General features: G+C 63.9%; 32 protein-coding genes. 2 read left to right on the plus strand and 30 right to left on the minus strand.

Features of this window, described 5'->3' with window-relative positions:
- Positions 1 to 35: 35 nt before the first annotated feature.
- The gene (locus ACZ5LB_RS13485; RefSeq protein ID WP_464602744.1) at positions 36 to 1,343 is read left to right on the plus strand and encodes an adenylosuccinate synthase; all 1,308 of its coding nucleotides are present in this window, start codon (positions 36 to 38) and stop codon (positions 1,341 to 1,343) included.
- A gap of 68 nt (positions 1,344 to 1,411) precedes the next feature.
- Positions 1,412 to 2,497 carry a hypothetical protein gene (locus tag ACZ5LB_RS13490; protein WP_464602745.1) on the plus strand — a complete coding sequence of 362 codons (1,086 nt, stop codon included), beginning with the start codon at positions 1,412 to 1,414 and terminating at the stop codon, positions 2,495 to 2,497.
- 71 nt (positions 2,498 to 2,568) lie between these two features.
- Here the strand turns inward: ACZ5LB_RS13490 and rplQ are convergent, their stop codons facing one another.
- From rplQ to rpsJ, 30 genes are all read right to left on the minus strand, one after another.
- Entirely contained in the window at positions 2,569 to 2,967 is a 399-nt protein-coding gene (rplQ, locus tag ACZ5LB_RS13495; protein ID WP_464602746.1) for a 50S ribosomal protein L17, read from the minus strand.
- Between the two features lie 11 nt (positions 2,968 to 2,978).
- Complete coding sequence (locus ACZ5LB_RS13500) at positions 2,979 to 3,950, minus strand: DNA-directed RNA polymerase subunit alpha (protein ID WP_464602747.1); 972 nt, start codon at positions 3,948 to 3,950, stop codon at positions 2,979 to 2,981.
- A gap of 10 nt (positions 3,951 to 3,960) precedes the next feature.
- Positions 3,961 to 4,593 carry a 30S ribosomal protein S4 gene (gene rpsD, locus ACZ5LB_RS13505; RefSeq protein WP_306597969.1) on the minus strand — a complete coding sequence of 211 codons (633 nt, stop codon included), beginning with the start codon at positions 4,591 to 4,593 and terminating at the stop codon, positions 3,961 to 3,963.
- 15 nt (positions 4,594 to 4,608) lie between these two features.
- Complete coding sequence (gene rpsK / locus ACZ5LB_RS13510) at positions 4,609 to 5,016, minus strand: 30S ribosomal protein S11 (RefSeq protein ID WP_243330331.1); 408 nt, start codon at positions 5,014 to 5,016, stop codon at positions 4,609 to 4,611.
- A gap of 16 nt (positions 5,017 to 5,032) precedes the next feature.
- Positions 5,033 to 5,401: a 30S ribosomal protein S13 gene (rpsM, locus tag ACZ5LB_RS13515; RefSeq protein ID WP_316414013.1), complete on the minus strand. Its 369-nt coding sequence runs from the start codon at positions 5,399 to 5,401 to the stop codon at positions 5,033 to 5,035.
- A 9-nt stretch (positions 5,402 to 5,410) separates the two neighbouring features.
- Positions 5,411 to 5,527 (minus strand): 50S ribosomal protein L36, encoded by a 117-nt coding sequence (rpmJ, locus tag ACZ5LB_RS13520; protein WP_243288424.1) that lies wholly within the window; start codon positions 5,525 to 5,527, stop codon positions 5,411 to 5,413.
- A 29-nt stretch (positions 5,528 to 5,556) separates the two neighbouring features.
- Positions 5,557 to 5,775 carry a translation initiation factor IF-1 gene (infA, locus tag ACZ5LB_RS13525; RefSeq protein ID WP_005038062.1) on the minus strand — a complete coding sequence of 73 codons (219 nt, stop codon included), beginning with the start codon at positions 5,773 to 5,775 and terminating at the stop codon, positions 5,557 to 5,559.
- Positions 5,772 to 6,425: an adenylate kinase gene (locus ACZ5LB_RS13530; protein WP_464602748.1), complete on the minus strand. Its 654-nt coding sequence runs from the start codon at positions 6,423 to 6,425 to the stop codon at positions 5,772 to 5,774. The genes infA and ACZ5LB_RS13530 overlap by 4 nt, the downstream gene beginning before the upstream one ends.
- Positions 6,422 to 7,768 carry a preprotein translocase subunit SecY gene (secY, locus tag ACZ5LB_RS13535; RefSeq protein WP_464602749.1) on the minus strand — a complete coding sequence of 449 codons (1,347 nt, stop codon included), beginning with the start codon at positions 7,766 to 7,768 and terminating at the stop codon, positions 6,422 to 6,424. The genes ACZ5LB_RS13530 and secY overlap by 4 nt, the downstream gene beginning before the upstream one ends.
- A gap of 25 nt (positions 7,769 to 7,793) precedes the next feature.
- Complete coding sequence (gene rplO / locus ACZ5LB_RS13540) at positions 7,794 to 8,261, minus strand: 50S ribosomal protein L15 (RefSeq protein WP_464602750.1); 468 nt, start codon at positions 8,259 to 8,261, stop codon at positions 7,794 to 7,796.
- A 3-nt stretch (positions 8,262 to 8,264) separates the two neighbouring features.
- A complete protein-coding gene (gene rpmD, locus ACZ5LB_RS13545) occupies positions 8,265 to 8,462 on the minus strand; it encodes a 50S ribosomal protein L30 (protein ID WP_464602751.1) in 198 nt (65 codons plus the stop codon).
- Positions 8,463 to 8,990 carry a 30S ribosomal protein S5 gene (gene rpsE, locus ACZ5LB_RS13550; protein WP_464602752.1) on the minus strand — a complete coding sequence of 176 codons (528 nt, stop codon included), beginning with the start codon at positions 8,988 to 8,990 and terminating at the stop codon, positions 8,463 to 8,465.
- 13 nt (positions 8,991 to 9,003) lie between these two features.
- Entirely contained in the window at positions 9,004 to 9,366 is a 363-nt protein-coding gene (rplR, locus tag ACZ5LB_RS13555) for a 50S ribosomal protein L18 (RefSeq protein ID WP_316414007.1), read from the minus strand.
- Between the two features lie 9 nt (positions 9,367 to 9,375).
- Positions 9,376 to 9,912 (minus strand): 50S ribosomal protein L6, encoded by a 537-nt coding sequence (gene rplF / locus ACZ5LB_RS13560; RefSeq protein ID WP_464602753.1) that lies wholly within the window; start codon positions 9,910 to 9,912, stop codon positions 9,376 to 9,378.
- Positions 9,913 to 9,946: 34 nt separating this feature from the next.
- Positions 9,947 to 10,342, minus strand: a complete 396-nt coding sequence (gene rpsH, locus ACZ5LB_RS13565) for a 30S ribosomal protein S8 (protein ID WP_316414005.1) — start codon at positions 10,340 to 10,342, stop codon at positions 9,947 to 9,949.
- 12 nt (positions 10,343 to 10,354) lie between these two features.
- On the minus strand, positions 10,355 to 10,540 hold the full coding sequence (locus ACZ5LB_RS13570) for a type Z 30S ribosomal protein S14 (protein ID WP_464602754.1): 186 nt from the start codon (positions 10,538 to 10,540) through the stop codon (positions 10,355 to 10,357).
- A gap of 9 nt (positions 10,541 to 10,549) precedes the next feature.
- Positions 10,550 to 11,104 carry a 50S ribosomal protein L5 gene (gene rplE / locus ACZ5LB_RS13575; protein ID WP_464602755.1) on the minus strand — a complete coding sequence of 185 codons (555 nt, stop codon included), beginning with the start codon at positions 11,102 to 11,104 and terminating at the stop codon, positions 10,550 to 10,552.
- A 193-nt stretch (positions 11,105 to 11,297) separates the two neighbouring features.
- The gene (gene rplX / locus ACZ5LB_RS13580; protein ID WP_464602756.1) at positions 11,298 to 11,573 is read right to left on the minus strand and encodes a 50S ribosomal protein L24; all 276 of its coding nucleotides are present in this window, start codon (positions 11,571 to 11,573) and stop codon (positions 11,298 to 11,300) included.
- On the minus strand, positions 11,573 to 11,941 hold the full coding sequence (gene rplN, locus ACZ5LB_RS13585; protein WP_306597983.1) for a 50S ribosomal protein L14: 369 nt from the start codon (positions 11,939 to 11,941) through the stop codon (positions 11,573 to 11,575). Before rplN ends, rplX begins: the two co-directional genes overlap by 1 nt.
- A gap of 9 nt (positions 11,942 to 11,950) precedes the next feature.
- On the minus strand, positions 11,951 to 12,208 hold the full coding sequence (gene rpsQ / locus ACZ5LB_RS13590) for a 30S ribosomal protein S17 (protein WP_306597984.1): 258 nt from the start codon (positions 12,206 to 12,208) through the stop codon (positions 11,951 to 11,953).
- A 7-nt stretch (positions 12,209 to 12,215) separates the two neighbouring features.
- Positions 12,216 to 12,419, minus strand: coding sequence for a 50S ribosomal protein L29 (rpmC, locus tag ACZ5LB_RS13595; RefSeq protein ID WP_306597986.1), 204 nt, complete (start codon positions 12,417 to 12,419; stop codon positions 12,216 to 12,218).
- Positions 12,420 to 12,429: 10 nt separating this feature from the next.
- Positions 12,430 to 12,849, minus strand: coding sequence for a 50S ribosomal protein L16 (gene rplP / locus ACZ5LB_RS13600; protein ID WP_306597987.1), 420 nt, complete (start codon positions 12,847 to 12,849; stop codon positions 12,430 to 12,432).
- Between the two features lie 10 nt (positions 12,850 to 12,859).
- Positions 12,860 to 13,507, minus strand: coding sequence for a 30S ribosomal protein S3 (gene rpsC, locus ACZ5LB_RS13605; protein WP_316414000.1), 648 nt, complete (start codon positions 13,505 to 13,507; stop codon positions 12,860 to 12,862).
- Between the two features lie 3 nt (positions 13,508 to 13,510).
- Positions 13,511 to 13,858 (minus strand): 50S ribosomal protein L22, encoded by a 348-nt coding sequence (rplV, locus tag ACZ5LB_RS13610; RefSeq protein ID WP_464602757.1) that lies wholly within the window; start codon positions 13,856 to 13,858, stop codon positions 13,511 to 13,513.
- 1 nt (position 13,859) lies between these two features.
- Positions 13,860 to 14,144: a 30S ribosomal protein S19 gene (rpsS, locus tag ACZ5LB_RS13615; protein WP_316413998.1), complete on the minus strand. Its 285-nt coding sequence runs from the start codon at positions 14,142 to 14,144 to the stop codon at positions 13,860 to 13,862.
- A 12-nt stretch (positions 14,145 to 14,156) separates the two neighbouring features.
- A complete protein-coding gene (gene rplB / locus ACZ5LB_RS13620; protein ID WP_464602758.1) occupies positions 14,157 to 14,978 on the minus strand; it encodes a 50S ribosomal protein L2 in 822 nt (273 codons plus the stop codon).
- A 74-nt stretch (positions 14,979 to 15,052) separates the two neighbouring features.
- On the minus strand, positions 15,053 to 15,328 hold the full coding sequence (locus ACZ5LB_RS13625) for a 50S ribosomal protein L23 (RefSeq protein WP_464602759.1): 276 nt from the start codon (positions 15,326 to 15,328) through the stop codon (positions 15,053 to 15,055).
- The gene (gene rplD, locus ACZ5LB_RS13630; protein ID WP_464602760.1) at positions 15,325 to 15,954 is read right to left on the minus strand and encodes a 50S ribosomal protein L4; all 630 of its coding nucleotides are present in this window, start codon (positions 15,952 to 15,954) and stop codon (positions 15,325 to 15,327) included. Before rplD ends, ACZ5LB_RS13625 begins: the two co-directional genes overlap by 4 nt.
- Before the next feature lies 1 nt (position 15,955).
- Positions 15,956 to 16,582, minus strand: a complete 627-nt coding sequence (gene rplC / locus ACZ5LB_RS13635) for a 50S ribosomal protein L3 (RefSeq protein WP_464602761.1) — start codon at positions 16,580 to 16,582, stop codon at positions 15,956 to 15,958.
- A 15-nt stretch (positions 16,583 to 16,597) separates the two neighbouring features.
- Entirely contained in the window at positions 16,598 to 16,924 is a 327-nt protein-coding gene (gene rpsJ / locus ACZ5LB_RS13640) for a 30S ribosomal protein S10 (RefSeq protein WP_306597995.1), read from the minus strand.
- Positions 16,925 to 17,051 lie beyond the last annotated feature (127 nt).

Here is a 17,051-nt window from a genome sequence, read left to right on the forward strand (position 1 = left end):
CCTGGCGCGGTAACCTGGGAGACGGGGGTAGACGCATGGGCGTACTTGCGGAAAATCTGGCCATTCTCGGCCTGCAGTGGGGCGACGAAGGCAAGGGCAAGCTCGTGGACCTTCTCAGCGCCCGGTTCCGGAACGTGGTGCGTTTCCAGGGCGGCAACAACGCCGGACACACGGTCGTGGTGGACGGCGTCAGCATCGCCCTGCACCAGGTCCCCAGCGGGGCGCTCCACCCGGGCTGCTTCCTGGTGGTCGGCTCCGGCGTCGTGCTCAACCTGGAGGTCTTCCTCCAGGAGCTGGATCGCCTGGCCAAGCGCGGCTTCGACCTCACCGGCCGGCTCCTGATCTCGGACAAGGCGCACATCATCCTGCCCCACCACATCGCCCTGGACAAATGGCGCGAGGGAGGCCTCAACAAGATCGGCACCACCGGCCGGGGCATCGGGCCCGCCTACGAGATGAAAGCCGCCCGCATGGGCGTTCGCATGGGCGACCTCCTCCACCCCGCCACCCTCCCCGAGCGCATCGGCCACGGCCACGCCGAGGTCACCCAGCTCCTGGGCCCCGACGGCGGCCTTGCCTCCGTGGCGGACACCGCCCGCGACCTCCTGGCCATCGCCCAGCCCCTCCTGCCCATGATCGGCGACATCCAGGACTACCTCTGGAGCGCCTGGCGCAAGGGCGAATCCATCCTCTTCGAGGGGGCCCAGGCCACCCTCCTGGACATCGACCACGGCACCTACCCCTACGTCACCTCCTCCAATTGCAGCATCGGCGGTCTTTTCACCGGCACCGGCCTGCCTCCGCGGGCCCTCTCCCACGTCCTGGGCGTGGCCAAGGCCTACACCACCCGAGTGGGGGCCGGCCCCATGCCCAGCGAGCTGCTCGACGCCACCGGCGACCGCATCCGGGAACTGGGCCGCGAATTCGGCACCACCACCGGAAGGCCCCGCCGCTGCGGGTGGTTCGACGCCGTCATCACCGGCCACGCCTGCCGGGTCAACGGCGTGGACGGCCTGGGCCTCATGAAGCTGGACGTGCTGGACGGCTTCGACCAGGTGGGCCTGGTGGTGGGCTATCGGGATGGCGAAGGCCGGGTGGGCGACCGCATCCCCTCCTGCATCCAGGACTGGAAGGAGATCCAGCCCGAAATCAAGTATTTCAAAGGTTGGAGCACCCCCACCCGCGGCATCCAGGACCCGGCGAAACTCCCGGCCGAGGCCCGCGCCTACCTGGACGCCCTCACCGCCAGCGTGGACACCCCCATCGCCTACCTGAGCACCGGCCCCGACCGCGTGGAGGGCTACGTTGCCCCCGGCAGCTTCCTGGCCGGCCTCCTGGCCTAGGGTCCCTGCTTCAACAGGCTTGCGTCGTTTTATAAATGATTTAATTTAATGGCTGAGGTCCCCCAGCCATGAGTCAAGGTCTCCCCCTTGCCGCCGCCGCGCGCGCGTTCCTTACGGTGCTGTGCCTATGCGGCAACCCTCTCAGCGCCAATCTCAACCTGCACATCGAGAACCTGTCCCGGTCCCGGTGGCACCTGTACTTGGAGCCCCGAAAGGATAAGCTGCTCGTGTTCCCCGGAGGGGCTGCGGTGGAACGCCGGCTAAGCCCTTCGGTCCGCGACGTTCCCCTGGAGCCGGGCCAGCGCCTCACCCTCACCCGGCCCACCCCGGGAGGCCCCGAGTTCGTCACCGTCGGTCTCTTCGACAGCGACGGCCGGGGCCGTCGCCGCAAGAGCCGGACCCTGCACCTTCGATTCCCGAAGCAGGAAACCCAGGGGGAGGGGAGCCCTCTCGTGACCATCGATCAGCGCATCGGGGACCCGCACTGGATTCCCTGCGTCGTGGACGGCGACACCGTGCGCATCCTCGGGGATGGCTGGGACCCGCCCGTCCCGAAGGACTCACCCGTCCTGGTACCGACGGGCCGGGGCGTGAAGCGCCAGGCGGACGGGGCGGACCCGAACCTCCAACCGTTGACCCGCCACCGCCCCGAAGAAACCAAGGATCCGGCGAAGGACGCCACCTCCACGACCACCACCCAGACCCCGGTCGCCGCATCCCCGGCCTCCCAGGTCCTGACCCTGACCAACGCCTCGGACGCAACCTGGACGTTCGCTTTGGAGGGGGGACTTGCCAATCATGGGGTTTGGCGCATCAGGAAAGGCACGTCCGTCCGGGTCAAACCGCGCCTCCAGGTTTTCCTGCCCGCGGCCGAAACCTACGCCCTGCCACCCCACGCCACCCGGTTCCTGCCCCTTACGGCCGGGGAGACGCCCATCACCCTCCGCATCTGGGACGCAGCCAGCCATATGCCCCATGGGTTCGCCCTCACGGGTGACCCGGCCGCGGGTTTCACCCTGCGCCAGGGGGCCGGGCCCACCGCGGAGGTCCTCATCCGACGGACCTTGCGCCTGAACGGCCGTGAAGCCACCCTCCTGACGGCGGCCTGGGATCCGGCCCTGGCGCAGGTCCCGGATGGCCCGCCGGGCCCCTGAGGCGGATCGCCCAGGGCGGTACGAGGAAAGGGCGCCCCGGAGAGCGCCCTTTCCTTGAAGCGGCCGTGAACCTACTCGGCGGCGGCTTCGGCTTCCTTGGGCTCGGGCAGGACATAGTCCACGAGTTCGATGATCGCCATGTCCGAGGCGTCGCCCAGACGGTGGCCCGTCTTGAGGATGCGGGTGAACCCGCCAGGACGGCCGACGAAACGGGCGGAGAACTCCTCGGAGAAAAGCTTCTCCACGGTCTTCTTGCTGCCGAGCCGGGCCATGGCCAGGCGACGGTTCGCGACGGTGTCCTTGCGGCCGAGGGTGATGAAGGGCTCCACGAACTTGCGGAGTTCCTTGGCCTTCACGAGGGTGGTCTCGAGGCGCTCATGCTCGATGATCGAGATGGCGAGACCCTTCATGAGAGCTTTGCGCTGGTTGGTGGTACGGCCAAGGCGCTTGCCGGTGACATTGTGACGCATGGGTAAGCTCCTTAGACTTCTTGTTCGATGCGCATGCCGAGGGAGAGGCCGATGCGGGCGAGCTCGTCCTTGATCTCCTGGAGCGACTTCTTACCAAAGTTCTTGGTCTTCATCAGCTCCGCTTCCGTGCGCTGGACCAGTTCACCGATGGTGGTGATGTTGGCGTTGCGCAGGCAGTTGTTGGCCCGGACGGACAGCTCGAGCTCCTCGACCGACTTGCCCAGCATGCCGTTCACGCCCTCGGTGGTGAGGATCGTGGCGCCCTGCTCGGTCTCGACGGCATCCTCGTCCTGGCGGGCGAAGATGAGGAAGTGCTCACGGAGGATGAGGGCGGAATCGCTCACCGCGTCCTTGGGGTCGACCGTGCCGTTGGTCCACACCTGGAGGGTCAGCTTCTCGTAGTCCGTGCTGTGGCCCACGCGGGCGGGCTCGACGATGTAGTTCACGCGGAGGATGGGGCTGTGGTTGGAATCCAGGGGGATGAACCCGAGGCCCAGCTTCTCGTCCAGGTTGCGGTCGGCGGTCACGAACCCGCGGCCCATGGAGACCTGGATCTCCATTTCAAGTTCCCCGTCCTCACCCAGGGTGGCGATGTGCACATCGGGGTTCATCACTTCCACGTTCTGGTTGCAGCGGATGGACCCGGAGGTCACCACGCCTTCGCCCTTGTGGCTGATGGTCACGATCTGGGGCTGGGAGGAATGGAGCTTGAAAGGGATTTCCTTGAGGTTCAGGAGGATGTGGGTGATGTCCTCCCACACGCCGGGCATGGCCGTGAACTCGTGCTGCACGCCCTTGATCCGTACGTTGGTGACGGCCGCGCCCTGGATGCTGCTGAGCAGCACCCGGCGAAGGGAATGACCGCAGGTGGTGGCGAAACCGCGTTCGAAGGGATAGGCGACAAACTCGCCGTACGAGCCGGTCTTCGAGCCCGCACTGACCTCCGCGAAACGCGGCCTCTGGAAATCGCTGATGTTCAGCATTCCTGTCCCCTTACTTGCTGTAGAGTTCGACGATCAGCTGCTCGTTGATGTCAAGAGGAACATCTTCCCGCTTGGGAACCGCGATGACGGAGCCCTTGAAGGCGCCGGCGTCGAGGGTGAGCCACTGGGGAATTCCGCGGCCAGCCGCGGTTTCCAGGGAGGACTTAACGAAGTCGTTGGCCTGGGCCTTGACCGAGATCTCGATGCTCTGGCCGCTCTTGGTCTGGTAGCTGGGAATGTCGCAGCGCTTGCCGTTGACCAGGATGTGGCCGTGCATCACCATCTGGCGGGCAGCGGCGCGGCTGGGGGCGAACCCGAGCCGGAACACGACGTTGTCGAGACGGCTTTCCAGGAAGGAGAGCAGGTTGTGACCCGTCACGCCCTTCTTGGAATCGGCACGTTCGAAATAGAGGCGGAACTGCTTTTCCAGCACGCCATAGATGCGCTTGACCTTCTGCTTCTCGCGAAGCTGGAGGGCATAGCCGGTGGGCTTCTTCGCCTTGGCGGCCCCGTGCTGGCCGGGGATCTTGCCCTTGCGGGTCTCGAAGGAGCACTTCTCCTTGAAGCAGCGCTCACCCTTGAGGTAAAGCTTCATGCCCTCGCGTCGGCAGAGGCGGCAAACGGCGTCTTGATATCGAGCCATGGTTCTCCTCCTCTCTTAAACCCGGCGCCGCTTGGGAGGGCGGCAACCATTGTGGGGGATGGGGGTGACGTCGCGGATGCTGGTCACGGAAATGCCGGCGGCGTTCAGGGCGCGGATGGCGCTTTCGCGGCCAGCTCCGGGTCCCTTCACGCGGACATCCACACTGCGGATGCCCTGTTCCTTGGCGGCTTCGGCGGCGACGCCCGCGGCGATCTGCGCGGCGAAGGGCGTGCCCTTCCGGGTGCCCCGGAAGTTCTGGTTGCCGGAGGACGCCCAGCTGAGCATGTTCCCCATGGGGTCAGAGATGGAAATGATGGTGTTGTTGAACGAGGCCTGGATGTGCGCCACGCCGTGGGGGACGTTCTTCTTTTCTTTCTTCTTGACCACCTTCTTGCCGGCGGTCTTTGACTGAGTCTTTGCCATATCAGTTCCTCAACCTTTACTTCTTCTTGCCGGCCACGGTCTTGCGCTTGCCCTTGCGGGTCCGCGCGTTGGTGTGAGTGCGCTGTCCACGGACGGGGAGGCCCTTCCGGTGGCGCAGGCCCCGGTAGCAGCCGATGTCCATGAGGCGCTTGATGTCCAAGCCGATGTTCTTGCGCAGATCGCCTTCCACGGTCTCTTCGGCCGTGATGACGCGACGGATGCGCCCAACCTCGTCCTCGGTGAGATCCCGCACCTTGGTGCTGAAGTCCACCTTGGCCCGGGTCAGAATGCTCTGAGCCTTGGGGCGACCGATGCCATAGATGTACGTGAGCGCGATCTCGATGCGCTTGGCAATTGGCAGATCGATGCCTGCGATGCGTGCCATGTTGACTCCTTAGCCTTGGCGCTGCTTGTGCTTGGGATTCTTCTTGCAGATGATCCGGTTGATGCCTTCGCGGCGGACCACCTTGCAGTGCTCGCACAGCTTCTTGATAGAGGGCCTGACTTTCATGGGTTTCCCCCAGGGATTAATGTGTGAGGTTACTTGAATCGGTAGATGATCCGGCCACGGCTGAGATCGTAAGGGGTGACTTCCACCAGGACCCTGTCGCCAGGGAGGATGCGGATGAAGTTCTTCCGCATCTTGCCGCTGATGTGGGCCAGCACCTGATGCTTGTTTTCCAACTCGACCCGGAACACGGCATTGGGCAAGGACTCCACCACTGTGGCTTCGAGCTCAATGGCTTCTTCTTTGCTCAAGCTTGCTCCTGGAAAAGGTCAAGGATGGTGGCGTGGATCGCATCCGGCGAAAGGTTGCCGTCGACGGCGCGATAGTTCGGCCTCTCCTTGTAGTAGGCCTGGAGCGGCTGGAAGGTCTTGTTGAACTCGACCATCCGGCTCCTGAAGGCCTCGGAGCAGTCGTCGGCGCGGTGCTTCAGCGGACTGTGGCACAGGTCGCAGACGCCTTCCTGGTGGGGCCGTTTTGTCACGAGATGGTAGATGGCGCCGCAATCGTTGTTGCTGCACACCATGCGATCCACCACGCGGGCTTCCAAGACAGTCTCGGGGACGAAGATGTCGATCACGAATCCGAGGCCGATTCCCTGGGAGGAGAGGAAAGTCTCCAAGGATTCAGCCTGTTGCAGGGTCCGGGGATATCCATCGAACAACACATCTCCGCTCTCGTTCTGCAGCCGCGCGAAAACAAGACCGTTAACCGTGTCGTCATCCACAAGCTTGCCACTGGCCATGAGGGCCTTGGCCCGAAGGCCTATTTCCGTCCCTTTCGAGACGGCATCTCTCAGAATATCACCTGTGGACAGGTGTATCAAAGACCTTTTTTGAACCAGGCGCTTGGCCTGGGTTCCCTTCCCGCTGCCAGGGGCCCCGAGTAGGATATGAATCTTCATGGCGTCTTCACTCCCGAGCGTGCCAGCCGGCCACCCCGGATGCGACCCTTCTCGAGGAACCCGTCGTACCGGCGCATCACCTGGTAGCTCTCGAACTGGGCCACGGTGTCCATGGCCACGCCGACGACGATGAGAAGGGAGGTTCCGCCGAAGTAGAAGTTGAGACCCGGCATGGAATTGGTTATCACGAGCGGGACGATGGAAACCAGGGCCAGGTAGACGGCGCCCGCGAAGGTGAGCTTCGACAGGATGCTGTCCATGTAGACCGAGGTCTCCTTGCCAGGCCGGATGCCGGGGATGTAACCGCCGGACCGCTTCATGTTCTCGGCGGTCTCATCCGGGTTGAAGACGATGCTGGTGTAGAAGAAGGCGAAGAAGATGACCACGCCCACGAAGATGGGGGTGTAGGTCCAGAAATGGGACTGCGGGCTGATGTAGCTGGAGGCCTTGCTCAGCCATTCCCAGCGCGTGAACTGCGCAATGGTGGCGGGGAAGAAGATCACCGAGCTGGCGAAGATCACCGGCATGACGCCCGCGGTGTTCACCTTGAGGGGCAGGTACGAGCTTCGCTGGCTGGCCATGCGGGACGAATCCACCCGGCGGGCGTAGTGGATGGGGATGTTCCGGTAGGCGTTCTCCACCATGACCACGGCCAGAAGGACGACGGTCATGCAGGCCAGAAGGAGCAGGAAGACGCCCGGAGGGGCCACGTTGCCGGCGCCCTTGAGGGACGCGCCGAACATGGTTCCGATGGTCTCCATCGCCTTGGGCAGGCCCGAGACGATGCCCGCGAAGATCAGGAGCGAGATGCCGTTGCCGACCCCCCGGTCCGTGATCTGCTCGCCGATCCACATCACGAAGATGGTGCCGGTGGACAAGGTGAAGGCGCAAAGGACCTTGAAGCCCAGGCCGGGGTTGATGACCACGTCCGAACCCAGGCTCTGGGCCAGGGACGCGATGCCGAAACCCTGCACGAAGGCCAGAACCACGGTGAGGTACCGGGTCCACTGGTTGATCTTCTGGCGGCCCGCCTCGCCCTCCTTCTTCTGGAGGTTCTCGAGGGTCGGAACCACCGCGCCCATGAGCTGGAGCACGATGCTGGCCGTGATGTACGGGGTGATGCCCAGGGCGAACACCGAGAACTTCTTGAAGGCGCCGCCCGAGAACAGGTCAACCACGTTCAGCAGATCCCCCGCCTTGCCCAGGTTCTTGGCCAGGGATTCGGCATTCACGCCGGGCACCGACACGTGCACGCCGAGCCGATAGATGACCAGCATCCCCAGCGTGAACAGGAGGCGCTTGCGGAGTTCGGGATTGGAGAACAACTGCCGGAGCTTTTCCATGCGTTTCAGATCCTAACGGGAAGGACTACTTGGCCGCCTGCTTGGAGCAGGGGGGCTCCTGGATGGTTCCGCCCACGGCCAGGATGGCCTCGCGGGCCCCCTTGGTGACGCGGTCCGCGACGACGGTGATCTTGTGGGTCAGCTCGCCGCGCTTGAGAACCACGATCCCGCCCATCTTGGGTTCGAGGAGGTTCTTGTCCTTCATGGCTTCCAGGCACACGATCTCGCCTTCGGCGAAGTGCGCGCTGATGAAGTCCAGGCCCAGCTCCTGGAGCTGGATGGCATGGATGTTGGTGAAACCGCGCTTGGGCAGGCGGCGGTGCAGGGGCATCTGGCCGCCCTCGAAGCCGCGCTGGGAGCTGTAGCCCCGGCGGGACTTCTGGCCCTTTTCGCCGGCTCCGGCGGTCTTGCCATTGCCCGAGCCCTTGCCCCGGCCGATGCGCTTGCGGTTCTTCGTGGCGCCCTCTGCGGGCCTCAGTTCATTGAGCTTCATGACTTACCCCTTCACCGTGACGTCGATGAGGTACGGAATGAGCTTGACCATGCCATGCACATTCGGCGTGTACTCGCACTCGCGCTTGTCCCCGACCTTCTTGAGACCGAGGGTCTGGAGGAAGGCGCGATGCTTGGGCACGGTGCAGATGCTGGAGCGCTTCAGGGTCAGAGTGACCTGCTTGCCGAGGAACTGGGACATTTAGGCCTCCGCCTGATCCAGGCCACGGTTGACGTTGACCGTGTAGGGATCCATGAGGTTCTTGAAACCCTCGAAGGTGGCGCGAACCACGTTGTGGGGGTTGGAGGAACCGAGGCTCTTGGTGAGCACGTTGTTGATGCCGGCGGCTTCCATGATGGCGCGGACCGCGGCGCCGGCGATGATGCCGGTGCCCTCGGGAGCGGGCTTCATGAGGACCGAACCGGAGCCGAAGCGGCCGGTGATGGGATGGGGCAGGCTGCGGTTGGGCGACACGGGAACGTTGATCATGTTCCGCTTGGCGCTCTCGATGCCCTTCTTGATGGCGGAAGGCACTTCCAGGGCCTTGCCGAGGCCGAAGCCCACCTTGCCGTTGCCGTCGCCCACGACCACCAGCGCGCTGAAGGAGAAGTTCTTGCCCCCCTTCACGACCTTGGTGACGCGGCCAACGTAGATGACCTGGTCCTTCATTTCGCCTTGCTGGTCCCCGCTCTGGGAAGTGGGCTTGGTGTCTGGTGCATTGTAAGCCATGTTCCTCACCCTCCTAGAACTGGAGCCCGGCAGCCCGGGCGCTGTCGGCGAGCGCCTTGACGCGGCCGTGGTAGACATAACCGTTGCGGTCGAACACCACGGACGTGATGCCCTTTTCCTTCAGGCGAGCGGCAATGCTCTCGCCGACGGCCTTGGCGGCTGCGATGTTGGAGCCGGAGGCCAGGGTTTCCCGCAGGCCCTTCTCGAGGGAGCTGCTGGCGGCGATGGTGACACCCTGGGTGTCATCCACGGCCTGCACGTAGATCCTCTTGAGGCTCTTGTAGATGGTGAGACGCGGACGCTCGGGGGTGCCGGAAATGCGGCCCCGGATGCGGGTCTTCGTCTTCTGACGGCGAATCGAGATGTCGTTAGCCATGGTTGCTCCCTACTTCCCGGTCTTGCCGGCCTTGCGGCGGATGACTTCACCCGTGTACTGGACACCCTTGCCCTTGTAAGGCTCCGGCTTCCGGTACTTGCGGATGTCCGCTGCGACCTGGCCGACCAGCTGGCGGTCGATCCCGGTCACGACGAGGTGAGTGTTCTTTTCCACGGCGATCTGGATGCCCTGGGGAGCGGCATAGTTGATCGGGTGGCTGTATCCCAGGTCGAGGCGGAGGCTTTCGCCTTCCATGGCAGCCTTGTAGCCAACGCCGACGATGTCCAGTTCCTTCTTCCAGCCCGTGGTCACGCCGACGACGGCGTTGTTCAGCAGGGCGCGGGTGAGGCCGTGGAAGGCCCGGTTCTGGGCTTCATCGTTGATGCGGGTAAGGTTGATGGAATCGGCCGCGACTTCGACGGTGATCCCCTGGGGGATCGGGCAGGTGAGCTTGCCCTTGGAGCCTTCGACGACGGCCTCAGCCCCGTGGATGGTCACTTTGACGCCTGACGGCAGTGCCACTGGCTTTTTTCCGATGCGAGACATGATGGTTTCCTTGGAAAGGGTTGGAGAGCGGTTTCTACCAGACGTGGGCCAGGACTTCGCCACCGAGGTTCTGCTTGCGGGCGTCCTTGCCCGTCAGCAGGCCCTTGGGCGTCGTGAGGATGGAGATGCCCAGGCCACCCTGGACCTCGGTGATCTCCTTGACGCCGGCGTAGACGCGCAGGCCAGGGCTGGAGATGCGCTTGAGGCCGTGGATGACGGATTCCCCGTTCTTCACGTACTTGACCTGGATGATGAGGTAGTCGCGGCCCTCGTGCTCGACGGCCTTGTAGCCGTGGATGTAGCCTTCCTGCTTCAGGATGGCGGAGAGACGCTCCTTCATCTTGCTGGCGGGCACGACCACGGCATCGTGGCCGGCCATGATGCCATTGCGGAGGCGGGTGAGGTAATCGGCGATCGGATCAGTGTTCATGGATGCCTCTCCTTACCAGCTGGACTTCTGGACGCCCGGGAGCTCGCCGGCGAGGGCGTGCTTGCGGAAGCAAAGGCGGCAGAGTTCGAACTTGCGCATGTAGCCCCGGGGACGGCCGCAGCACTTGCAGCGGTTCCGGTGCTGAGTGGAAAACTTGGGCTTGACGCTATCCTTGTAGATCTTGTTGGTGCTGGCCATGTGGGCTCCCTATTTCCGGAAAGGCATGCCCAGGTGGGCAAGCAGGGCACGGGCCTCGGGGTCCGTGGGCGCTGAAGTCACGAAGGTGATGTTCATACCCTTCATCTTTTCAACCTTGGAGTAGTCGATCTCCTGGAAGATCAACTGGTCCTTGAGGCCCAGCGTGTAGTTGCCGCGGCCGTCGAAGGACTTGGTGGGGACGCCGCGGAAGTCGCGGACGCGGGGGAGCGACAGGCTCACCAGGCGGTCCAGGAATTCCCACATGCGGTTGCCACGCAGGGTCACCATGCAGGCGATGGGCATGCCCTCGCGCAGCTTGAACTGGGCGACGCTCTTCTTGGCCTTCCGCACGACGGCCTTCTGGCCGGCGATGGCGGTGAGCTCTTCCACGGCGACGTCCAGAACCTTGATGTTCTGGATGGCGTCGCCGACGCCCATGTTGATGACGATCTTGTTCAAACGGGGCACTTGCATCGCAGAGGTGTACCCGAATTCCGTTTTGAGCTTCCCGGCCACTTCGGCGTGGTAACGGGCCTTGATGCGGGGTTCCGCATTGTTGGGCATTCTTTCCTCCATTTCCGGGGGACGACTACATCCCCAGGGTTCGGGAGGGCGGAAGGGCTTGGAACCGGCGGTCCGGCCCGTTTCCTTCCAACCTCGATTGTCAATGGTGCGACAGGTCGCAATTCCGCCGACGGAGATCCATCGGCGGAAGGGTCATTCTCTCACACCTGTGAGGGAATGGAATGGAAAATTCTTACTCGGCCCGCTTGCGGGTGGGCTTCTGGGTGGTGGGGTCGATCAGCATGACGTTGGAGGCGTGGATGGGAGCCTCCTTGGTGATGATGCCGCCACCCTCACCGGTCTGCTGGTTGGGCTTGGTGGCCTTCTTGATCAGGTTCAGGCCGGCGACGACCACCTTGTTGGTGGCGGGCTGGACCTTGGCGATCTGACCGCGCTTGCCCTTTTCCTTGCCCGCGATGACGACCACTTCGTCGCCCTTCTTGAGCTTCATCTTGGTCGGCTTGTCCATTAGAGCACCTCAGGGGCGAGCGAAACGATCTTCATGTACTTCCGCTCGCGCAGTTCCCGGGCCACGGGTCCGAAGACGCGGGTTCCCACGGGCTCGCCATCCTTCTTGATGATGACGGCGGCGTTCTCGTCGAAGCGGATGTAGGACCCGTCCTTGCGGCGGAAGGCCTTCCGCTGGCGGACGATGACGGCCTGGACGACGGCCTTCTTCTTGACCGTGCCGCCCGGGATGGCTTCCTTGACGGAAGCGGTGATCACATCGCCCAGCTGGGCGATCCTGCCGACGCCCCCGCCCAGGGGCAGGATGCAGCAGATCTTCTTTGCGCCGGAATTGTCGGCGACGGTAAGCATGGATCCCATCTGAATCATATCGGCTCCTTACTCGCCAGCTTTCTGGGTGATCTCGAGGACCATCCAGCGCTTGCGCTTGGAAAGGGGACGGGACTCCACGATCTTGACCACGTCGCCGATCTGGCAGGCATTGGTCTCGTCATGGGCCATGAATTTCGCGGTCTGCTTCACGGTCCGGGAGTACAGGGGGTGCTGGAACTTGCGCTCCACCTTCACCACCACCGTCTTGTCGGCCTTGTTGGAGACCACTACGCCACTGCGAATCATCTTATGTTCTAGGCTCATGGTTTCCTCACACAGCCAGTTTGGACTTGAGGGCGGTCTTGACGCGGGCCAGTTCGCGGCGCGTCTTGCGGATCTCGGCGGTGTTCTCCACCTGTCCCACGGCATGCTGGAAGCGCAGGGTGAAGCGCTTGGCGGCCAGGTCGGCCTCCAGCTGCGCCAGCTCCTCGATGCTCTTGCCGGCCAGTTCGCTGAATGGATTCTTCTTGTTCATCTCGTGCCTCTCACTCTTCCGGGGGGGTTCGGGAGATGAACTCGGTGGCCACGGAGAGCTTCATCTGCGCGAGGCGCAGGGCCTCCTTGGCAGTGGCTTCGTCCACACCTTCCATCTCGAACAGGATGCGGCCGGGACGGATCACGGCCACCCAGCCATCGGGCGCGCCCTTGCCGGAACCCATGCGGGTCTCGGCCGGCTTGCTGGTGGTGGGCCGGTCGGGGAAGATCCGGATCCAGATGCGCCCGCCGCGCTTGATGTGGCGGGTCATGGCGATACGGGCGGCCTCGATCTGCCGGTTGGTGAGCCAGCAGTGCTCGAGGGCCTTGAGTCCGTAGTCGCCGAAGGAGATTTCGTTGCCGCGAGTCGAGACGCCGCAGGTGCGGCCCTTCTGGACTTTGCGGTGCTTGACCTTATTAGGCATCAACATGGCTGTTACCTCAGCGCTTCACGGTTTCGACGGCGGCTTCGGCGAGGTTGACCCACACCTTGACGCCGATGATGCCGTAGGTGGTGTTGGCCTCGGCAAAGCCGTAGTCAACGTTGGCCCGGATCGTCTGGAGGGGCATCTGGCCGGAGAGATAGTCCTCGGTGCGGGCGATCTCGGCACCGTTCAGACGACCGGAAACCTTGATCTTGAAACCCTTGGCGCCGAAGCGGATGGCGGCTTCCTCGGCCTTGCGCATGGCGCGGCGGAAGGCGATGCGGCGCTCGAGCTGCTGGGCGACGCCCTCGGCCACGAGCTGGGCGTCGATCTCGGGCTTCTTGATCTCCTGGATGTCGACGCTCACGGGGCGCTTGAGCTTGGCCTGGAGCTCCTCGCGGAGCTTGTCGATCTCGGCGCCCTTGCGGCCGATGACGATGCCGGGACGGGCGGTGAAGATGCGAACGGTCACCTTGTCGGCGGCGCGCTCGATGTCGATCTTGGACACCATGGCGTTCAGGCCATGGAGCTGCTTCTTCAGTTCGCGGCGGAGCTTGAGGTCCTCGTGGAGGAGGGTCGCGTACTCACGCTTGGAGAACCACTTGGAATGCCAGTTCTTGTTGTGGACAATGCGGAAGCCGTACGGATGGACTTTCTGACCCATGGCTTATTCCTCCCGACCGAGTTGAACCGTGATGTGGCAGGTGCGCTTCTGCACGCGGTAGGCCCGGCCCATGGGGGCGGGGCGGACGCGCTTCATGCGGAAGCCCTCGTCCACGAAGGCGCTCTTGACGAAAAGCTCGTCGGGGTTGACGGCGGCATCCTTGTCGATGGCGTTGGCCACCGCGGAGTCCAGGATCTTCTTGATGTGTCCGGCGGCGTACTTCTTGGTGGAGGAAAGGATCCACTGGGCTTCGCCCACCTTCTTGCCGCGGATGAGGTCGATCACGAGCCGGGCCTTCTGGGCCGATCCCCGGAGGTGCCGGAGCGTGGCACTGCTAACGATGGTCGTCATCTTACTTCCCCTTGGCCTTGGCGTCGGACTTGCCGGCGTGGCCCCTGAAGGTGCGGGTCAGGGAGAACTCCCCCAGCTTGTGGCCCACCATGTTGTCGGTGACGTAGACAGGGATGAATTTGTTGCCGTTGTGCACGGCGATGGTCAGGCCGATCATCGTGGGAACCACCGTGGAGCGGCGCGACCAGGTCTTGATGACCCGCTTGTCGCCCTGCTGCTGGGCGGTGTCCACCTTCTTCTGGAGGTGGGCATCGATGAACGGACCTTTTTTAAGCGAACGAGCCATTGACTACCCCTCCTAGTTGATCCGCTTGACGATGAATTTGGTGGTGCGCTTGTTGGAGCGCGTCTTGTAGCCGCGAGTCGGCTGGCCCCAGGGCGTCACGGGGTGACGACCGCCGGAGGTGCGGCCTTCGCCGCCGCCGTGGGGGTGATCCACCGGGTTCATGACCACGCCGCGGACCGTCGGGCGAACACCCAGCCAGATGCGCCGGCCGGCCTTGCCCAGGGCGACGTTCTCGTGCTGCAGGTTGCCGACCTTGCCGATGGTGGCGTAGCACTCGAGGTGGATCTTGCGGATCTCACCGGAGGGCATGCGCAGCTGGGCGTATTCGACGTCCTTCGCCACGACCTGGGCGAAGGTGCCGGCGGCGCGGGCGATCTGCCCGCCCTTGCCGGGCTTCAGCTCGATGTTGTGGACTTCGGTGCCGAGCGGGATGTTCTTGATGGGCAGCGAGTTGCCCACCAGGATGTCCGCGTTCTTGCCGGACAGGACGGTGCGGCCCACTTCCAGGCCATCGGGGGCCAGGATGTAGCGCTTCTCGCCGTCGGCGTAGATCAGCAGCGCGATGCGGGCGGAGCGGTTGGGGTCGTACTCGATGGTGGCGACCCGGGCCGGAACGTCCGACTTGTTGCGCTTGAAGTCGATGATGCGGTAGCGGCGCTTGTGGCCGCCGCCGATGTGGCGGGTGGTGACGCGGCCCGTGTTGGACCGGCCGCCGGTGCGCTTGCGCGTGCCCAGGAGGGTGCGCTCGGGGCGATCGGTGGTGATCTCCTCGAAGCCCTGCTTGGACATTCCCCGCTGACCAGGAGTCGTGGGTTTGAGCAGCTTGATGCTCATGATTATCCTCTTGCCTCAAAAGGGCCGGGCGATAGTGGCAATGCTTGTCCGCCCGACGAATGGATGAACGGTCGCTACTGCGCGGCCTCGGTGGCCTCGACCAGTTCGATATAGGCCTTCTTCTTGCTGCCGGTCGTGCCCATCCAGCGGCCCAGGCGCTTGCTCTTGCTGGGCATCTTGACGGTGCGGATGGACTTGACCTTGGCCTGGAGAAGGAGTTCGGCGGCTTCCTTGATCTGGTGCTTGGAGGCCCAGACGGCGACCTCGAAGACCTGGATGTTGGCCTCGCGCAGGATCTGTCCCTTCTCGGTGAGGAGGGGCTTGCGGATCACTTCGAAAATCTTGGTCATGGCTTCACCACTTCCTGGAGGGCCAGGATCGCTTCCTTGGAGAAGACGACCTGGTCGAACTTCAGAAGGTCATAGACGTTGACGCCCAGGCTCTCGATGGTGTGGAGCTTGGGGTTGTTCCCGGCGGCGAGGGCGGCCTTGTCGGTGGTGCCGACCAGGAGGGCCGAACCGGCCACGCCCAGCTTGGCGAGGGTCGCGATGAGAGCCTTGGTCTTGTGGGAATCCACAGCCCAGTTCTCCACGACGACCACCTGACCGGAGGCGAACTTGGCCGACAGCGCGTTCCGCAGGGCGGAGCGGCGGGCCCGCTTGGGGAAGGCGTAGTCGAAGCAGCGGGGGTTCGGACCATGGGCCGTGCCGCCGCCCTTCCAGATGATGGAGCGGATGGAACCGACGCGGGCGCGACCGGTGCCCTTCTGCTTCCAGAGCTTGCGACCCGAACCGGAGACCTCGGACTTGTCCTTGGTCTTGGCGGTGCCGGCCCGGCGCTTGGCCAGGTGGTGCCGCACGGATTCCCAGATCAGGTGGCTGTTGATCTCTTCAAGCTTGAACACCTCGGCCATGAGCTCGACGGTGTCAACCTGCTTGTTTTCCAGGTTAAGAACGGGATGAGAGAAGACCGCCATCTTACGCCTCCTGCTTGATCACGACGTAGCCGCCCTTGGGGCCGGGAACGGCGCCTTTGATGAGCAGCAGGTTGTTCTCGGCGTCGACACGGGCCACTTCCAAGTTCCGGACGGTGACCTGCTCAGCGCCCATGTGGCCGCCCATGCGCATGCCGGGCCACACACGGGAGGGGTAGGACGAACCGCCGATGGAGCCGGGGGCGCGGTGGAACATGGAGCCGTGGGTCGCGCGGCCACCCTTGAAGTGGTGGCGCTTCATGACGCCGGCGAAGCCCTTGCCCTTGCTGATGCCGGTGACATGCACCTTGGAGCCGCCCTCGAACTGGGAGGCCACGATGGAGTCGCCTTCCTTCAGGGTGTCGGTGGCGTCCACCTTCAGCTCGCGCAGCACCCTGACGGGAGCCACGCCGTGCTTCTCGCAGTGGCCCTTCTCGGGCTTGGAGGCGCGCTTGCCGCCCTGGGGGTCCACAAAACCCACCTGGACAGCCTCGTAGCCGTCGCGGGCCACGGTCTTGCGCATCACGACCACGCACGGGCCGGCCTGGATTACGGTTACGGGGACGACCTGTCCCTTTTCATTGAAGATCTGGGTCATGCCCAGCTTCTTGCCGATGATTCCCTTGGTCATTATCGTCGCCTCCCTTTACCTGTTGCCCTGCCGGCTGAACACCTTGATTTCGACATCCACACCCGCCGGGAGGTCCAGGCGCATGAGGGTGTCCACGGTGTTCTGCGTGGGGTTCAGGATGTCGAGGAGCCGCTTGTGGGTGCGGATCTCGAACTGGTCGCGGCTCTTCTTGTCGACGTGGGGAGAGCGGTTGACGGTGTACTTCGACGTGCGCGTGGGAAGGGGGATGGGCCCCGCAACCTGCGCCCCGGTGCGCTTGGCAGTCTCCACGATTTCGCGGGTGGACTGGTCCAGCAGACGGTGGTCGAAGGCTCGCAGACGGATGCGAATATTGTCTTTCATCTTCACTCCAGTGGGACGGCTTTACCGTCCATAGACGTGGGGCGCTGACCGCCCATGGGTTTTGTTGTCCCGATAGCAGGGACAGGGCTAGTCAGAATAGCAAAAGCCATCGATTTCGCAATGGCTT

The sequence above is a fragment of the Mesoterricola sp. MK458 genome, from assembly GCF_055384935.1.

Coding starts and splice junctions, on each gene's coding strand:
- ACZ5LB_RS13485 (WP_464602744.1), top strand. CDS start 36: ATGGGCGTACTTGCGGAAAATCTGGCCATTCTCGGCCTGCAGTGGGGC.
- ACZ5LB_RS13490 (WP_464602745.1), top strand. CDS start 1,412: ATGAGTCAAGGTCTCCCCCTTGCCGCCGCCGCGCGCGCGTTCCTTACG.
- rplQ (WP_464602746.1), bottom strand. CDS start 2,967: ATGCGTCACAATGTCACCGGCAAGCGCCTTGGCCGTACCACCAACCAG.
- ACZ5LB_RS13500 (WP_464602747.1), bottom strand. CDS start 3,950: ATGCTGAACATCAGCGATTTCCAGAGGCCGCGTTTCGCGGAGGTCAGT.
- rpsD (WP_306597969.1), bottom strand. CDS start 4,593: ATGGCTCGATATCAAGACGCCGTTTGCCGCCTCTGCCGACGCGAGGGC.
- rpsK (WP_243330331.1), bottom strand. CDS start 5,016: ATGGCAAAGACTCAGTCAAAGACCGCCGGCAAGAAGGTGGTCAAGAAG.
- rpsM (WP_316414013.1), bottom strand. CDS start 5,401: ATGGCACGCATCGCAGGCATCGATCTGCCAATTGCCAAGCGCATCGAG.
- rpmJ (WP_243288424.1), bottom strand. CDS start 5,527: ATGAAAGTCAGGCCCTCTATCAAGAAGCTGTGCGAGCACTGCAAGGTG.
- ACZ5LB_RS13530 (WP_464602748.1), bottom strand. CDS start 6,425: ATGAAGATTCATATCCTACTCGGGGCCCCTGGCAGCGGGAAGGGAACC.
- secY (WP_464602749.1), bottom strand. CDS start 7,768: ATGGAAAAGCTCCGGCAGTTGTTCTCCAATCCCGAACTCCGCAAGCGC.
- rplO (WP_464602750.1), bottom strand. CDS start 8,261: ATGAAGCTCAATGAACTGAGGCCCGCAGAGGGCGCCACGAAGAACCGC.
- rpmD (WP_464602751.1), bottom strand. CDS start 8,462: ATGTCCCAGTTCCTCGGCAAGCAGGTCACTCTGACCCTGAAGCGCTCC.
- rpsE (WP_464602752.1), bottom strand. CDS start 8,990: ATGGCTTACAATGCACCAGACACCAAGCCCACTTCCCAGAGCGGGGAC.
- rplR (WP_316414007.1), bottom strand. CDS start 9,366: ATGGCTAACGACATCTCGATTCGCCGTCAGAAGACGAAGACCCGCATC.
- rplF (WP_464602753.1), bottom strand. CDS start 9,912: ATGTCTCGCATCGGAAAAAAGCCAGTGGCACTGCCGTCAGGCGTCAAA.
- rpsH (WP_316414005.1), bottom strand. CDS start 10,342: ATGAACACTGATCCGATCGCCGATTACCTCACCCGCCTCCGCAATGGC.
- ACZ5LB_RS13570 (WP_464602754.1), bottom strand. CDS start 10,540: ATGGCCAGCACCAACAAGATCTACAAGGATAGCGTCAAGCCCAAGTTT.
- rplE (WP_464602755.1), bottom strand. CDS start 11,104: ATGCCCAACAATGCGGAACCCCGCATCAAGGCCCGTTACCACGCCGAA.
- rplX (WP_464602756.1), bottom strand. CDS start 11,573: ATGGACAAGCCGACCAAGATGAAGCTCAAGAAGGGCGACGAAGTGGTC.
- rplN (WP_306597983.1), bottom strand. CDS start 11,941: ATGATTCAGATGGGATCCATGCTTACCGTCGCCGACAATTCCGGCGCA.
- rpsQ (WP_306597984.1), bottom strand. CDS start 12,208: ATGAGCCTAGAACATAAGATGATTCGCAGTGGCGTAGTGGTCTCCAAC.
- rpmC (WP_306597986.1), bottom strand. CDS start 12,419: ATGAACAAGAAGAATCCATTCAGCGAACTGGCCGGCAAGAGCATCGAG.
- rplP (WP_306597987.1), bottom strand. CDS start 12,849: ATGTTGATGCCTAATAAGGTCAAGCACCGCAAAGTCCAGAAGGGCCGC.
- rpsC (WP_316414000.1), bottom strand. CDS start 13,507: ATGGGTCAGAAAGTCCATCCGTACGGCTTCCGCATTGTCCACAACAAG.
- rplV (WP_464602757.1), bottom strand. CDS start 13,858: ATGACGACCATCGTTAGCAGTGCCACGCTCCGGCACCTCCGGGGATCG.
- rpsS (WP_316413998.1), bottom strand. CDS start 14,144: ATGGCTCGTTCGCTTAAAAAAGGTCCGTTCATCGATGCCCACCTCCAG.
- rplB (WP_464602758.1), bottom strand. CDS start 14,978: ATGAGCATCAAGCTGCTCAAACCCACGACTCCTGGTCAGCGGGGAATG.
- ACZ5LB_RS13625 (WP_464602759.1), bottom strand. CDS start 15,328: ATGACCAAGATTTTCGAAGTGATCCGCAAGCCCCTCCTCACCGAGAAG.
- rplD (WP_464602760.1), bottom strand. CDS start 15,954: ATGGCGGTCTTCTCTCATCCCGTTCTTAACCTGGAAAACAAGCAGGTT.
- rplC (WP_464602761.1), bottom strand. CDS start 16,582: ATGACCAAGGGAATCATCGGCAAGAAGCTGGGCATGACCCAGATCTTC.
- rpsJ (WP_306597995.1), bottom strand. CDS start 16,924: ATGAAAGACAATATTCGCATCCGTCTGCGAGCCTTCGACCACCGTCTG.